Origin of the sequence: Pseudogemmobacter blasticus, from assembly GCF_003071405.1 — a bacterium.
In the GTDB taxonomy this organism is placed as follows: Bacteria; Pseudomonadota; Alphaproteobacteria; order Rhodobacterales; family Rhodobacteraceae; genus Pseudogemmobacter; species Pseudogemmobacter blasticus.
Genome location: NZ_CP020470.1, coordinates 3,116,375 through 3,130,807 on the forward strand (window position 1 = coordinate 3,116,375; position 14,433 = coordinate 3,130,807).

14 protein-coding genes are annotated in these 14,433 nt (G+C 66.0%); 3 read left to right on the forward strand and 11 right to left on the reverse strand.

From position 1 onward, the window contains the following. Positions 1-3: 3 nt before the first annotated feature. The 3 genes from phaR to phaC form a co-directional block, all read right to left on the reverse strand. Positions 4-558 carry a polyhydroxyalkanoate synthesis repressor PhaR gene (gene phaR, locus B6K69_RS15225; protein WP_108644400.1) on the reverse strand — a complete coding sequence of 185 codons (555 nt, stop codon included), beginning with the start codon at positions 556-558 and terminating at the stop codon, positions 4-6. Between the two features lie 162 nt (positions 559-720). After that, entirely contained in the window at positions 721-1,173 is a 453-nt protein-coding gene (locus B6K69_RS15230) for a Phasin (RefSeq protein ID WP_108644401.1), read from the reverse strand. A 282-nt stretch (positions 1,174-1,455) separates the two neighbouring features. After that, positions 1,456-3,261 carry a class I poly(R)-hydroxyalkanoic acid synthase gene (gene phaC, locus B6K69_RS15235; RefSeq protein ID WP_108644402.1) on the reverse strand — a complete coding sequence of 602 codons (1,806 nt, stop codon included), beginning with the start codon at positions 3,259-3,261 and terminating at the stop codon, positions 1,456-1,458. Between the two features lie 104 nt (positions 3,262-3,365). On the opposite strand from phaC, the gene phaZ reads away from it, so the two are divergent. Then, on the forward strand, positions 3,366-4,670 hold the full coding sequence (gene phaZ / locus B6K69_RS15240; protein WP_108644403.1) for a polyhydroxyalkanoate depolymerase: 1,305 nt from the start codon (positions 3,366-3,368) through the stop codon (positions 4,668-4,670). A gap of 18 nt (positions 4,671-4,688) precedes the next feature. Here phaZ and B6K69_RS15245 read toward each other — a convergent pair whose 3' ends face one another. From B6K69_RS15245 to B6K69_RS15255, 3 genes are all read right to left on the reverse strand, one after another. Next, positions 4,689-5,399, reverse strand: coding sequence for an alpha/beta fold hydrolase (locus tag B6K69_RS15245; RefSeq protein ID WP_108644404.1), 711 nt, complete (start codon positions 5,397-5,399; stop codon positions 4,689-4,691). Beyond that, the gene (locus B6K69_RS15250; protein WP_108644405.1) at positions 5,396-6,148 is read right to left on the reverse strand and encodes an alpha/beta hydrolase; all 753 of its coding nucleotides are present in this window, start codon (positions 6,146-6,148) and stop codon (positions 5,396-5,398) included. The genes B6K69_RS15245 and B6K69_RS15250 overlap by 4 nt, the downstream gene beginning before the upstream one ends. A gap of 63 nt (positions 6,149-6,211) precedes the next feature. Then, positions 6,212-6,874 carry a DNA-3-methyladenine glycosylase I gene (locus B6K69_RS15255; RefSeq protein WP_108644406.1) on the reverse strand — a complete coding sequence of 221 codons (663 nt, stop codon included), beginning with the start codon at positions 6,872-6,874 and terminating at the stop codon, positions 6,212-6,214. A gap of 165 nt (positions 6,875-7,039) precedes the next feature. Here B6K69_RS15255 and thrS point away from each other — a divergent pair, with 165 nt between their 5' ends. Both thrS and B6K69_RS15265 read left to right on the forward strand, forming a co-directional pair. Next, on the forward strand, positions 7,040-8,986 hold the full coding sequence (gene thrS / locus B6K69_RS15260; protein WP_108644407.1) for a threonine--tRNA ligase: 1,947 nt from the start codon (positions 7,040-7,042) through the stop codon (positions 8,984-8,986). Between the two features lie 216 nt (positions 8,987-9,202). Then, a complete protein-coding gene (locus B6K69_RS15265; protein WP_107674070.1) occupies positions 9,203-9,409 on the forward strand; it encodes a cold-shock protein in 207 nt (68 codons plus the stop codon). 26 nt (positions 9,410-9,435) lie between these two features. Here the strand turns inward: B6K69_RS15265 and B6K69_RS15270 are convergent, their stop codons facing one another. The 5 genes from B6K69_RS15270 to B6K69_RS15290 form a co-directional block, all read right to left on the reverse strand. Beyond that, positions 9,436-9,759 carry an arsenate reductase family protein gene (locus tag B6K69_RS15270; protein ID WP_107674071.1) on the reverse strand — a complete coding sequence of 108 codons (324 nt, stop codon included), beginning with the start codon at positions 9,757-9,759 and terminating at the stop codon, positions 9,436-9,438. A gap of 136 nt (positions 9,760-9,895) precedes the next feature. Beyond that, positions 9,896-10,291, reverse strand: a complete 396-nt coding sequence (locus B6K69_RS15275; protein WP_108644408.1) for a DUF2177 family protein — start codon at positions 10,289-10,291, stop codon at positions 9,896-9,898. A 150-nt stretch (positions 10,292-10,441) separates the two neighbouring features. Further along, positions 10,442-11,128 carry a lytic murein transglycosylase gene (locus B6K69_RS15280; protein ID WP_418260012.1) on the reverse strand — a complete coding sequence of 229 codons (687 nt, stop codon included), beginning with the start codon at positions 11,126-11,128 and terminating at the stop codon, positions 10,442-10,444. Positions 11,129-11,322: 194 nt separating this feature from the next. After that, positions 11,323-12,657 (reverse strand): cytochrome-c peroxidase, encoded by a 1,335-nt coding sequence (locus B6K69_RS15285; protein WP_108644409.1) that lies wholly within the window; start codon positions 12,655-12,657, stop codon positions 11,323-11,325. A gap of 3 nt (positions 12,658-12,660) precedes the next feature. After that, positions 12,661-14,232, reverse strand: coding sequence for a CRTAC1 family protein (locus B6K69_RS15290; protein ID WP_228156754.1), 1,572 nt, complete (start codon positions 14,230-14,232; stop codon positions 12,661-12,663). Positions 14,233-14,433 lie beyond the last annotated feature (201 nt).

Genomic DNA, 14,433 nt, shown 5'->3' on the forward strand with positions numbered 1-14,433 from the left:
CGGTCAGAGCTTGGACAGCTTGGCCTGCAGTTCGGCGAGCTGTTTCTTGATCTCGGCAATGTCGTCGGGCTTGTCGGCGCTGTCCTCTTCCCGCGCGGGGCCCGACGCGGCCCAGCCGGGCAGGCCGCCCATCATCGACTTGAGGAACACTTCCTGCTGCTTGCGCAGGGCATCGAAGCCGGGAACGGCGGCCATGGGATTGGGGAAGGCGGACAGGTTTTCCACCATCTTGGTCTGGCTTTCGCGCAGCATGTCAAAGCTGGCCTGCAGGAATTGCGGCATGACCGACTGCATCCCGGTGGCATAGCTGCGGACCAGATCGGTCAGCACGTTCACCGGCAGCACGTTCTCGCCCTTGGATTCGTGTTCGGCCACGATCTGCAACAGATACTGCCGGGTCAGGTCATCGCCGGATTTCAGATCGACGATCTGCACCTCGCGGCCCTGCCGGATGAAGCCGGCAATGTCTTCCAGCGTCACATAATCCGAGGTTTCGGTATTGTAGAGGCGCCGGCTGGCATAGCGCTTGATCAGAAGCGGCTTGTCGGTATCGGCCATGCACGGACCCCCCTGGACTACGGCACGCTTTTGCGTGTGCAGAGAAGCTTAGGGCAGGGCCGCAGAAAAAAGCAAGGGCGGGCTCAGGAAGAGCCCGCCCGCTGATCTTTCGACAAGGGCTGCGCGCGACAGGGAGCGAAGCCGCGCAGCCGGTCGGAAGACTTACTTCGCGGCCGAAGCGGCGGCCTTCTTGGCGGCCGTGGTCACTTCGTTGGTGGCCTTCTTGACGACGGCGGTGGCGTCTTCCGACACTTCCTTGCCCGCAGCCAGCATCAGCTCGACGGTTTCCATCTGAACCTTCTTCGCCACTTCGGCGAAGGCGGCCAGGTTTTCGGCGGCCATCTCGGCAGCGGCCGACGCGTAGTCGGTCACCGACTTGGTGTAATCGGCCGGGTCAGCCTTGGCCTTGGCCATGTCGCCCAGCTTGGCCAGGGTGTCCTTGGTCCACTTGGCGGTGATTTCGGTCGACTTCTCAGCCGCCTCGATGGCGACCTTCGAGAACTTCTCGCCGAAAGCGGCCTGGGTCTTGAACGCGTTCTGGAAGGCCGAAGCGTCAACCGGGAAAGCGGCCATCATGTCCTGGAACGCCTTGGTCATGTCGGGGGTCTTGGTCATCTGGGTATCTCCTAATGCCGGACACTGGCCGGATTTCATGAGAAACATATACATGCTGCGGTGCAGCATTTCAAGTATTTTTCTGCAATGCAGCATTGCGCCCGGCGCCTTGGCGGGGCCAGAGCGCGGCCTTTCGTCCCGGCGGCAAAAGGCAAGGCCGCAAGCACTTGACGAAACGAGATTTCCCCGTGACCGAACCCATGCCGACAGCGAACCAGCCCCACGGACCCAAGGCCGGACCGCAGGGCGGACCGGCTGGGTTTCGCTGCGACTTGCCGCGAATCAGGGGGCCGTCAGCGCCGGCACGGCGGTTACATAAACGCCGGGGGCCGGGGCCAGAACCGGGTGAACGCTGTCGCCGGGGATGCGGGCCGCGACCATCGGGCCGGAAGCCTTGGCCAGCCAGGCGCCCCAGCGCGGCCACCAGCTTCCCTTGTGGAACTCGGCGCCGGCTTTCCAGTCTTCCGGGGTGCCGGTCACCGGGGCAGAGCTGACGTAATGGCCATACTTGTCGCGACCCGGCGGGTTGATGATCCCGGCGATGTGGCCGCTTTCGGACAGGATGAAGGTCTTGGACTTCGATCCCATCTGCTTCACCCCGTTGAAGCTGCCGCGCCATTGGGCGATGTGGTCGGTCTCGCAGGCCACGGCGCACAGCGGCACGGTCACGTCCTTCAGGCTGACCGGCTTGCCGAACACCTGGAACTCGCCCTTGGCAAAGCCGTCGCGCTGGCACAGGCCGCGCAGGTATTCCACCGCCATTTTCGCGGGCAGGTTGGTGCCGTCGCCGTTCCAGTAGAGCAGGTCGAAGGCGGGCGGCGCCTCGCCCAGCATGTAGGACTTGATCGCCGGGCTGTAGATCAGGTCGTTCGAGCGCAGGAAGGAAAAGGTCCGCGCCATGTAAAGCCGCGACAGGATGCCGTCCTGTGCGGTCTGGCGTTCGATCCCGTCCACGAAATCATCGGTCAGGAACACGCCCACTTCGCCCGGTTCCGAGAAATCGGTCATGGTGGTGAAGAAGGTGGCGGTCTTGACGGTCTTGTCGCCGGCCTTGTGCAGATGCGCCAGCGTCAGGCCCAGCGTGGTGCCGGCGATGCAGTAGCCGACGGCATTGACCTGCTCCTCGCCGGTGATGCGGCGCACCTCGGCCATGGCCCGCAGATAGCCGTCGCGGATATAGTCGTCCAACCCGACATCGGCATAGCTGGAATCGGGGTTGACCCAACTGACGACAAACAGGGTGAAGCCCTGATCGACGATCCACTTGATCAGCGAATTCGCCGGCTTCAGGTCCATGATGTAGAACTTGTTGATCCAGGGCGGGAAGATCAGCAGCGGCGTCTTGTGAACCTTTTCGGTGGTCGGCGTGTACTGGATCAGCTCGAACATGCGGTTGCGGTAGACAACCGCCCCCGGCGTGGTTGCCAGATTGGCGCCCACACGGAACGCCTCGCGGTCGGCCAGCGTGACGACGACCTCGCCGTTGTTCGCCTCGATGTCGCGGACCAGATTCTCAAGCCCCTGCACCAGACTTTCGCCATCGGTGGCCACCGCGCGTTCCAGCGCATCGGGGTTGGTGCCCAGGAAATTCGTCGGGCTGAACATGTCGACGATCTGGCGGGTGAAGTATTCGACCCGGCGCTTGTCTTCCGGCGGCAGGCTTTCCATGTCGCCCACGGCGGTGCTGACGGCCTCGGCGTTCAGCAGATACTGCTGCTTGAGGAAGTTGAAATAGGGGTGGCTGTCCCACAGCGGATTGGAAAAGCGGCGGTCTTTCGGGCCGGGGTCTTCGGGCGCGCGGAATTCGCCCTTGGCCAGCACCTGCTGGGCCTCGACGTAATGCTTCAGCGTCTTGCCCCAGTAGCTGATCTGATGTTCCAGAACACGGGCGGGGTTCTGCATCATCTCGGCGAAATAGGCGGCGGCGGCCTTCATGTAGACATCGGTTGACGGCCCGTTCAGCGCGGCGTCATGCAGCCGCCGCTGCCCCAGCGCCGAGGCAAGACGTTTTGACAACTCCTCCATCCTCGCGAGATTTGCGTTCAGCCGTTCCTGCCGAATCCCCGAGTCATCGGATTCTGTTGCCATCGTCACTCATCCCCCCTATCGTCGCTGCTGTGCAGCATCGCGTCACCGGCCCGTTGGGACACACGACGATGCGTGTTGGTCCCGCCCGGGCTTGGAGACGGTAGATGAAGTATATGACCACCTACGACCTCATGGAAAGCGCTCGCAACACGAACGAGTGGCTTGGGGCCACCGCCCGTGCGATGGCAAGCTATCCGGTCTTCGCGCTTTCGATGAACCCGATGCTGCCGCTGATGGCCGCCTGGGGCGAGGTGACGGAGCGAACCTTCTCGCGCATGGTGGCCAAGCCGGACTGGGGCATCCGGTCCATCGTGGGGCCGGAAGGGCAGGATCACCTGGTCGACATCAGGACCGTGGTGGAAAAGCCTTTCGGAAACCTGATCCAGTTCTTCGTGCGCCGCCGTGAACCGATGGCGCGCAAGATCCTGCTGGTGGCGCCGATGTCGGGCCATTACGCCACGCTTCTGCGGTCTACCGTGGCCTCGCTGCTGCCCGATGCCGATGTCTATGTGACGGACTGGCACAATGCGCGCGACATTCCGGTCAGCGCCGGCAAGTTCGATGTCGAGGATTACACGCTTTACCTTGTCGAATTCATGCGGGCGCTGGGCCCCGATACCCATGTCATCGCGATCTGCCAGCCCGCGCCGCTGACGCTGGCCGCCACCGCCTATCTGGCGGCGGAAGAGCCGGCGGCGCAGCCGCGCAGCCTGACGCTGATCGGCGGGCCGATCGACCCGGACGCCGCCGCGACCGAAGTCACCGATTTCGGCCGCCGCGTCACCATGGGCCAGCTTGAACAGACCGCGATCCAGCGCGTCGGCTTCAAGTACAAGGGCGCGGGGCGGCTGGTCTATCCGGGCCTGCTGCAACTGGCAGGCTTCATGTCGATGAATTCCGAGCGCCACTCAAAGGCGTTCAGCGACCAGATCATGCGCGCGGCCCGGGGCGAGGCCAGCGATCACGACGCGCACAACCGTTTCTATGATGAATATCTGGCCGTGATGGACATGACGGCCGAATTCTACCTGTCGACGGTCGAGCGCATCTTCAAGAACCGCGAGATTGCCCGCAACGAATTCGTCGTGGCCGGCAAGAAGGTGGATATCGGTGCGATCACCCAGGTTGCGGTGAAAACGGTGGAAGGCGCGAATGACGATATCAGCGCGCCGGGGCAATGCGTGGCCGCGCTGGACCTGCTGACCGGCCTGCCGGCGGCGAAGAAGGCCAGCCACCTGGAACCGGGCGCGGGCCATTACGGCATTTTCGCCGGCAAGAGCTGGCGCCTGAACATCCGCCCGCTGGTGCTGAACTTCATCGACGCCAATTCGGGCGCGCCCGAACCGGCCCAATCTCCGGCACAGTCCGACAAACCGGCCGGCCCGATCCGGCTGGCGGCCTCCAAGTAAGGGGCGCGGCAACCGGCTTCAGCGCAGGAACAGCGGCCCGGCCAGGAAATCGCGCAGGGCCGCGCTGACGGCTTCGGGCTGTTCAAGCTGGGGCAGGTGGCCCGCGCCTTCGATCACCACCAACTGGCCAAAGGGCATCAGCCCGGCCATGAAATCCTGCCGGCGCGGCGGCACCAGCGTATCTGCGGCACCGGCAATGATCAGCGCGGGCACCCGCACATTGCGCAGCGTGCGCTGCTGGTCGGGGCGGCGTTGCAGGGCGCGGCTCTGGCGCAGATAGGTGTCCAGCCCCAACCCGGCGGCCATGTCCTGCACCAGCGCCAGCACCTCGTCCCGCCATTCGGTGGCGGCCAGCGCGGTTTCCGGCAGGTCGGCCCGGATCGCCTCGGCCAGACGGCCGGCGCGGGCGGCCACCAGCCGGGGTTCGCGGGCGGCGGCCACCGCCGGCGGTTCCGGCAGCGGATCGGTGGAGACCAGAGCGATCCGCGACACCCGGTCGGGCAGGCGGCGCAGGATGTCGATGGCGACATCGCCCCCCAGCCCGTGGCCCAGAAGGGCAAAGCGCGGCGGCAGATGCGGCAGCAGCCCCTGCGCGATCTGTTCGACCGTCTCGCCCCCGGTGGGCAGGCGCAGCAGCATCGGGCGGTCTGCCCCAAGATGCACGATCTGCGGCAGGAAGCCCCGCGCATCGGCCATGAAGCCCGGCAGGACAACCAGCGGGTCGGTCATGCCGGGGGTCGCGCCAGCACATCCGCAACCGAGGCGGCGATCAGCGCCAGACAGTCGGGGGTGGAAAAGCGGTGGTCGGCCCCCTTGACCAGCGTCAGCCGCAGATCGGGGCCAGTGGCATGATCCAGAATCGCCAGCGCGACGGCGGGCGGCACATCGGTATCGGCGGTGCCTTGCAGGAAGCGCGCGGGAAAGGGAAGCGACAGCGGGCGGTCCAGCACAAGGTTCTGCGCGCCATCCTCGAACAGGCGGCGGGTAAAGACATAAGGCTGGTCGGAATAGTCGGACGGAATCTCGATCCGCCCGCGCGCCGTGACCTCGGTCCGCTGGGCGTCGGTCAGATCCTCGGCCCAGGTGCGGGCGGTGAAATCGGGCGCGGCGGCGATGCCGACCAGCCCCGCCACCCGGTCCGGCAGGGCGCGCGCCAGCAGAAGCGCGATCCAGCCCCCCATGGACGAGCCGACCAGAACCTGCGGCCCCTCTGTCAGCGCCTCGATCGCGGCACGGGCGTCGGCGGCCCAGTCGCCGATGCAGCCCTCCTCGAAATCGCCGGAGGACTGGCCATGGCCGGAATAGTCGAACCGCAGGAAGGCGCGGCCCTGTGCGGCGGCCCAGTCTTGCAGGAACAGGGCCTTTGAACCCTGCATGTCGGATTTGAAGCCGCCCAGGAACACGATGCCGGGGCCCGTCCCGGGCAGGCGGTTGTAGGCGATGCGGCGGCCTTGCGGGGTGGTGAGGAATTCGGTCATGCCCGGCTTATAGCAGCCGCGCCGCGCGGGTGCAGCCCCTTCAGATCGCCTTGCGGTTGATGATCACGCGGCGTCGATGCTTTGCGCCAGAATCCGGCTGATCTGGCTTTGGCTCAGCCCGCTTTCCGCCTGCCAGCGGTCAAACGCCGCCTGAATCGCCCGCCGCGCCTTGGCCGAGGTTGCGGAGCCGTCGATCACCCCTTCGGCCTGCAATCGCGCCACCACATCGCGCGACAGCAGGAACCCGTCTTTCCCCATGAAGCGCATCAGATATTGTCCGGTGGTGCCGCCCAGACGGCTGAAATCGCGGGTCAGCCAGTCCAGCAGCCCCACGAAATCGGACGCGGGCCAGTCCGCCACCTTGCGCCCGAAGCCGGGGTTGGCGGCCATCACGGCGGCATTGTCGCGGATCGCCACGATCTTGGCGCCGGACCGGATCACGCGGGGGTCATACAGCAGCGCCTCCAGCGCGTCGCCCTCGATCATCGCCACCCGGCCGGGGGCAAAGCCGTGGAAGGCGGCCTCGATTCCGGGCCATTTGGCGGTGACGACCGTCCAGCTTATTCCGGCCTGAAAGATGCCCCTGGCCATTTGCGCCAGCCAGCGGTCATCGGGGATGGCGGCCAGTTCGGCGGCGGTCTTGGGGCTGGGCAGGTTGGCCAGCACGGCCTCAAGGCTGCCCTTGCGGGCGATGGCAATGTCGCGGATTTCTGCAAAGGGGCGCATCGGCGGTGTTCCAAAGGGGTGGCGTCAGACTGGCAGAGGCCGCCACATCGGGCAAGAACCTGCGCGTCCGGGGCTTGACGCCGCGCGCGGGCGGGCGCAAACCGTCGCCCGACATAACCCGCAACCGGGCGTTCCGTGGGCGCCAAACTGACGAGGAGCATGGCCATGAGCCAGATTTCCCTGACTTTTCCCGATGGCAACAAGCGCGTTTACGATGCCGGGGTGACGGCGGCCGAAGTGGCGGCCTCGATCGCGCCGTCGCTGGCCAAGGCGGCGATTTCCGCGCAGGTGAACGGGATTCATTACGATCTGGCCTGGCCTATCACGCAGGATGCCACGATCAGCCTGAACACGATGAAGGATGACGGCCCCGCGCTGGAGCTGATCCGCCATGACTGTGCCCATATCATGGCCCGCGCCGTGCAGGAGCTGTGGCCGGATGTGAAGGTCACCATCGGGCCGGTCCGCGATTACGGCTGGTTCTATGACTTCGACCGCGCCGAACCCTTCACGCCCGAAGATCTGGGCGTGATCGAGGCGCGGATGAAGCAGATCATCAACGCCCGCGACCCCGTCCGCACCGAGGTGTGGGAGCGCGCCCGTGCGGTGGAATACTACCGGGGCCGGGGCGAGCCGTTCAAACTGGAACTGCTGGACCGCATCCCCGAAGGCCAGGACATCCGCATGTACTGGCATGGCGACTGGCAGGATCTGTGCCGTGGCCCGCATCTGCAACATACCGGGCAGGTGCCGGCGGATGCCTTCAAGCTGACGCATGTGGCCGGGGCCTACTGGCTGGGTGACAGCACGCGGCCGATGCTGCAACGCATCTACGGTCTGGCGTTCAAGAACCGCGATGACCTGAAGGCCCATATGCACATGCTGGAAGAGGCCGCGAAACGCGACCACCGCAAGCTGGGCCGCGAGATGAACCTGTTCCACATGCAGGAAGAGGCGCCGGGCCAGATCTTCTGGCATCCGAACGGCTGGACCATCTACACGACGCTGCAAGACTACATGCGCCGCCGCCAGCGGGCCGATGGCTATGTCGAGGTGAACACGCCGCAGGTGGTGAACCGCAAGCTGTGGGAAGCCAGCGGCCATTGGGAAAACTACCGCGAAAACATGTTCATCGTCGAAGTGGACGAGGACGGCGCGCGGGAAAAGGTCATCAACGCGCTGAAGCCGATGAACTGCCCCTGCCATGTGCAGATCTTCAACCAGGGCATCAAAAGCTATCGCGACCTGCCGTTGCGCATGGCCGAATTCGGGTCTTGCGCCCGCTATGAACCCAGCGGCGCGCTGCATGGCATCATGCGGGTGCGCGGCTTCACGCAGGATGATGCGCATATCTTCTGCACGCTGGAGCAGGTGGAAAGCGAATCGAAGAAGTTCATCGAGTTCCTCAGCCGGATCTATGCCGAACTTGGCTTTGACAAGTGGCGGATCAAGCTGTCCACGCGGCCCGAAAAGCGGGTCGGGTCGGATGAGATCTGGGACAAGATGGAGGCCGCGCTGGCCAATGCCGTGACGGCGGCCGGCTATTCCTATGAGATCTTCCCGGGCGAGGGGGCGTTCTACGCGCCCAAGCTGGAATTCGTGCTGACCGATGCCATCGGCCGCGACTGGCAATGCGGCACGCTGCAGCTTGACCCGAACCTGCCGGAACGGCTGGATGCGTCCTATATCGGCGAAGACGGCGGGCGGCATCGTCCGTTCATGCTGCACCGCGCCTGCCTTGGGTCATTCGAACGCTTCATCGGCATCCTGATCGAGAACCACGCCGGCAAGCTGCCGTTCTGGCTGGCGCCGCGTCAGGTGGTGGTGGCCAGCATCGTGTCGGACGCCGATCCCTTCGTCGAGGAAGTGGTGACGGCGCTGACCCTGGCCGGGGTGCGGGCCGAGGCCGACATGCGCAACGAGAAGATCAACTACAAGGTGCGCGAACATTCGGTGGGCAAGGTGCCGGTGATCCTGGCCGTGGGCATGAAGGAAGTCGAGGAGCGGACCGTTTCCGTGCGCCGGCTGGGCGAAAACCGCACCGAGACGATGACGCTGGCCGCGGCGGTGGAAGAATTTGCCCGTGCCGCCCTGCCGCCCGACCTGGCCTGATCTGCTGGCGGGGCCTTCAAGCGCAACAGATGGGCATTTTCCGCGTCTGGCGGGGTGCCCATCGCCTTGCAGCTTGATTTTCAAACGCAGCGTGGCATCCTTGCTCTCAGTACGACAGACTTTCTGACTGCCTCTCTCTGAAGAAGGCCCTGGAAGACCTGGCGCTACGCCTCGCGGCAATGGTGCCGGGAGGAGGGTTGAAATGGGAGAGCGGGTATGCCGACAGGCACCGTGAAGTGGTTCAACGCGACGAAGGGCTTTGGTTTCATTGCCCCTGACGATGGTGGCAAGGACGTGTTCGTTCATATCTCGGCCGTCGAACGCGCCGGACTGAAGGGGCTGAACGACAATCAGAAGGTGGCCTACGAGCTGCTCTCGGGCCGCGACGGGCGCGCTTCCGCGGGCGAGCTGAAGCTTCTTTGACCCGGTGGGGCGGGGGAAACCCCGCCCTATGCCGTCAGTTCCGCCTCGGTTGTGGCGTCCCAGCCGAGGTGCCAGCGGTCTGCCTTGATGACGGGCCGCTTCATCACCGTAGGCTGCGCCTTGATCTGCGCCTCGGGTTCTGACGCTTTCAGGAAATCGCTGAACGATCTGTAGGTGGTGGACTGGGTGTTCACCGCTTTCGACCCGAATTCCGCGACGATTGCCGCGATTTCGGCGTCTGACAGCGGTTCGGCGCGGATGTCGCGGAAGGTCACCTGTTTGCCGGCGGCTTGAAGCGCCTTGAGGGCCTTCTTGCAGGTATCGCAGGTGGGGATGCCGTAAAGGATCATGGACGGGCCTTTCAGGTTGCCCCGTGCGGGGACAGGGCAGGGGCAAGGAAATTCAACGGCTTGCAAGGCCGCCTTTGGCCCTTGTTACCACGTCACGCCCCCGCCGCAAAGCCGAGGCGCGCCGCCGCGCCCCGGGTCAGCCGTAGATCATCCGCGTCAGCGTCACCCCGGCCCAGGCCGAGAAGGCCGTCAGCACGCCGCCCCACAGCGTATCGGTGATCACCATCGCGGGGTGCCAGTCGCGCAGGATCGTCCAGGAGGTGAATTCGTAGGTGCCATAGGCCATCAGCCCCAGCACCAGCGCGGGCAGCACGACCGACGTGCCGTCGCGCAGCGCCGCGGCCGAAATCAGCCAGACCAGACCTGCCACATAGGCAAGGTAGAACACCACCGCCGGGGCGATGCGGATCGGATCGGCCATCAGCGGCCCGATATGGCGCGTGAACAGGGGCTTCATCACGAAGCTCAGCATCAGCGCATCGAGAATCAGGAAGACCAGCGCGGTCAGGGCGTAAAGGGTCAGGGCGGGCATCGGCAACCTCCGGTTGACGCAGAGCTAGCGCGGATTTCCGCCGGGGAAAGGGGCATCCGTCACGCTTGTGGTGCCAAGGCAACCCTGCCCGGCAAGGTGATGCCGGGCGGCCCGTGCGCCGCAGCCGGCGCACGGTCTTTCGCGGGGGACTCAGCCGTCGATTCGGGCGCCCATCAGCGCGATGGCCTGCTGATAGACCGTGGCCGCGTTCCATTGCTTGATGACGGCAAAGTTCGGCTCGCCTTCCTGATAGCCCTTGCCGGGCTGCCAGCCCTTCTGCCGCAGGAAGTTGGCGGTCGAGGCCAGCGCGTCGGTGACGTTGTTCAGGTCAACCTTGCCGTCGCCGTTGCCGTCCACGCCATAGGCCAGCGCATTGCCCGGCAGGAACTGGGTATGGCCCAGCTCGCCATGCTTGGCCCCGATCGACGCGGCGCTGATGCTGCCGCGATCCACCAGTTTCAGCGCGCCGATCAGATGCGGACGGAAATAGTCGGACCGGCGGCAGTCATAGGTCAGCGTGGCGATGGCCGAGACGACATTGGTGTCGCCCATGAAGCCGCCGAAGCCGGTTTCCATGCCGTGGATGGCCAGCAGAACCCCGGCGGGCACGCCATACTGCGCCTCAAGCCCGGCGTAGAAGCTGGCGTTCTTCTTCTTGCGGCTGCGGCCCTGCGACACGATCGTATCGGCGCCGCGCACCTGAAGGAACTTGTCGAGGCTGTATTTGAAACTTTTCTGGTTCCGGTCGGCCGAGATGGTGGCCTTGGAATAGGACGATCCCATCAGCGCGGCGATGCCACGGTCGCCCACGCCTTCGCTGCGGGCTTCCTCTGCCATGACCGATTTCCAGTTTTCGTAATTGCCACCCGTGTCCGAGCAGGGGGCCGCAAGCGCGGAAGAGGCAAGGGCAATGAAAAGAAGCGAAAGGCCGGATTTGCGAAGCACGAGGTCACCTTTTGAAGCGTTCCGGCCCAGAATAGAGCCAGCCATTGGACAATCAAGCGGTTTGCCGCAGGGGTTGTGTTTTCCGGTCAGCGATCAACGGGCAGGCCGGACGGCACGCTGTCGGGTATGGGCATCCGGCCCCCGGCGCGGGCGACCGGGTCTTCCAGACTTTGCAGGAACGCCAGAATCTGCGCCAGCTCGCTGTCGCTCAGGGCAACGGCGGGGGTGCGGCTGGCGGCGACGGTGATGGCGGCAAAGTCGCCCGCACCATCGGCGGGGTTCAGGTCGGGCTTGCCGGTCTTCATGGCGGGCAGCAGCGCCGCCTTCAGCGTATAGCCGGCGATGGCCGAGCCGGGGGCGATGTGCTGGCGCAGATAGTCCGGCAGGCTGGCAAAGGCGCCGGCATGGCCCCAGGGCCCGGTCAGCGTGACATTGCGCAGCGAGGGCGTGCGGAAGGCATAGGCATCGTTGGGGTTGTTCGACACCCGCATCCGCCCGGTGTCATGCTGGTGGGATTCGAAGCGTTCGGCCTTGCCGGGGCCGATCTGCGGATCGCCCATGGCGTGGAACTTCATGTCGGTGAAAAGCGCGCCCGAATGGCAGGTGCCGCAGCCGGCCTTGCCATAGAACAACTCGGCCCCCGCCATGGCGTCGGGGGCAAGCGGGGCCTCGCCACGCATCCAGGCATCGACGGGCGCGCTGTCCGACCGGAAGTCGAAGGTCATATAGGCCGCGACCGCATTCGAGATGTCGGTAAAGGCGATGGGGCGGCCGGCGGCGATTTCGGGATAGACTGCGCGGAAGCGGTCGACATAGGCGGGAATGGCACTGATGCGGGCGGCGATGGCGGCCCAGGCGCCATGGTCGCCGGTGATGCGGCCCTGACGGACCAGGGTCGAGATTTCGTTCTCTTCGTAATGGCCGGCCATTTCATCGTTGGACAGCACCGGGAACATTGTCTGCGCCGACAGAAGCGAGGCGAAGCCGCTGACCATCTCGTCCTCAAGCGGGGTGCGGAAGCCCGAGGGGCGGGTGGCGTCCTGTTCGATGCGGCCATCGGCGAACATCACGGTGAAGCCCCGGGCGCCGACGTTCCACAGCGCCGGCGCGTTGCGGGGGATGCGCTGTTCGGGCAGGTTGTCGGGGTTGGCGCGGCGGTCAGGGCCAAGGCCGATGCCGCCTTCGCCCATGCCCAGCGACAGCCCGTCCGAGGTGCCGAAGCGGGGATGGTGGCACGAGGCGCAGGCGATGTTGCGGTTGCCCGACAGTTCGGCATCCCAGAACAGCAGCCGGCCCAGTTCCACTTCCTCGGTCGGGAAGGTGGGAAAGTCGGCGTCGGTCAGCGGCGCGGGCGGGGCCACGGGGTCGGCCAGGGCGGCGGTGCCAAGGGCCAGCGACAGCAGGGCGGGGCGCAGGGGCATGGCTCAGGGCCTTTCGGTCAGGGTCAGGGCGGCGCCTTGTGCGGGGGACAGGCGATACAGGCGGTCGGCGGAAACGGGCGTCCAGTCGGAAGCGGTGGCGCCGGGCCAGATCACCCGCAGTTCGGCGGTTTGCGCCGCGCCAAGGCCGAAATGCAGCGGCACGGCCTGGCCCGAGACATGGCCGCCGCCCACGGTGTTTTCCTGCGTCAGGACGCGCCCGTCGGGCAGGCGCAGTTCCACGATGGCGCCAATGGCGCGGCTGTTGGCGCCCGGCGCGCGCAGGTCCAGCGCGATCCAGTGCCCGGCGTCGGCGGTGGTGTTCTGCCAAAGTTCCAGCGGCGCGCGGCGGTTGACCACGACCAGATCCAGCTTGCCGTCGCGGTTCAGGTCGGCCAGCCCCGCCCCGCGCGACCGTTCGGTGGTGCCGATGCCGGTCACGCCGCCCTTTTCTGCAAAGTTACCGTCAGGCTGGCGGATCAGCAGGTTGTTCGGGTCGTGGATGGCGTTCGAGGGCATCTGTTCCACATTGCCCTTGGCGATGAACAGATCGTCCCAACCGTCATTGTTCACATCGCCGAACTGGGCGTGCCAGCCGGTCGAGGGGCGGCCATCGTCGCCGGAATAGGGCGTGGTGGCGTAGCTGCCCATGGAATAGGGGGCGTTCTTCATCACGCCGCCGCCCTGGTTGATCTGCAACGGCTGGTCGCCCATCGAGGTGAGCACCACTTCGGGCAGGCCGTCGCCGGTGATGTCGCGGCTGGCGATGCCCATGCCCCACAGCCGCAGGGTGGGCCAGCCCTCGGCCTCGGTATATTCGGCCAGCGGCCGCAGGTGCCACATCTGTTCGCGCCCGGCCCGCACATAATACTGCCGGTCGTTCGAGATGCGCAGATCAGGCGTGCCGTTGCGCTGCCAGTCCGAGATCAGCATGGACAGGGCGCAGAAGCCCGGTTCCAGCGCGACACGCGGCGCGAAGGCGCGGCCATCGGGGCGGTGCAGGAAGTTGCGGTCGCAGGCTTCGAACGGGCCATCCGGGTTGGTGTGGTCCACATAATTGCCGAAAACAAGCGTGGGCCAGCTTTCACCGGGTTCGAACGTGGCGGTGAAGGCGGTGGTCCATTCCTGCCCGCCATCGAAATGCCAGTCGGCCGGCGGGGGGGTGAACCTGCAATCGCCTGTGCCGCGCAGCAGCGCGTTGGTTCCGTCGCGCAGGACCACAAGGTCCAGCAGATCATCGCCGTCGATGTCCATCGGATAGGCGCCGGTCGTGCCGTCCAGCGGTGGAAGCTGGCCTTCGGCAAAGGTCAGTTCTCCCCCCGGTTTCGAGGTGTTGAGGAACAGATGCGCCGGGGCGGCCCCGCCGGCGGCAAAAAGCTCGGGCAGGTCGTCGCCGTTGCAGTCGAAGACCGCGACACCGCCGCCGACATAATGGTTCCAGTCTCCTTCATAGCTGTGCTGCACCGGCAGGGCGGCGGCACGGTCTGTGAAGGAGACTTCGGCCCCGGCGGGCTGGCCTGCGGCCAGCGCGGCCAGCGCCAGCGGAAGGGTGACATGGCGGCGGGGGTGGGGCGGCAATCCGGTCTCCTGGCAGCGGGGCTGAGACGCAGTGATACGCGGGCCGGGGCGGGGGCGTCCACGAAATCCTTGGCTGCGGTGCAGCATGGCGACGGGCCGGGCGGGGCGGCGGGAATCGGGGGGGCGGTGCCGGGCTTGCCCGCGGGCCGGCGTGACCATCTGATCGCGCGGGGAAAAATATTCTTCTCCTTCCGAAATCGC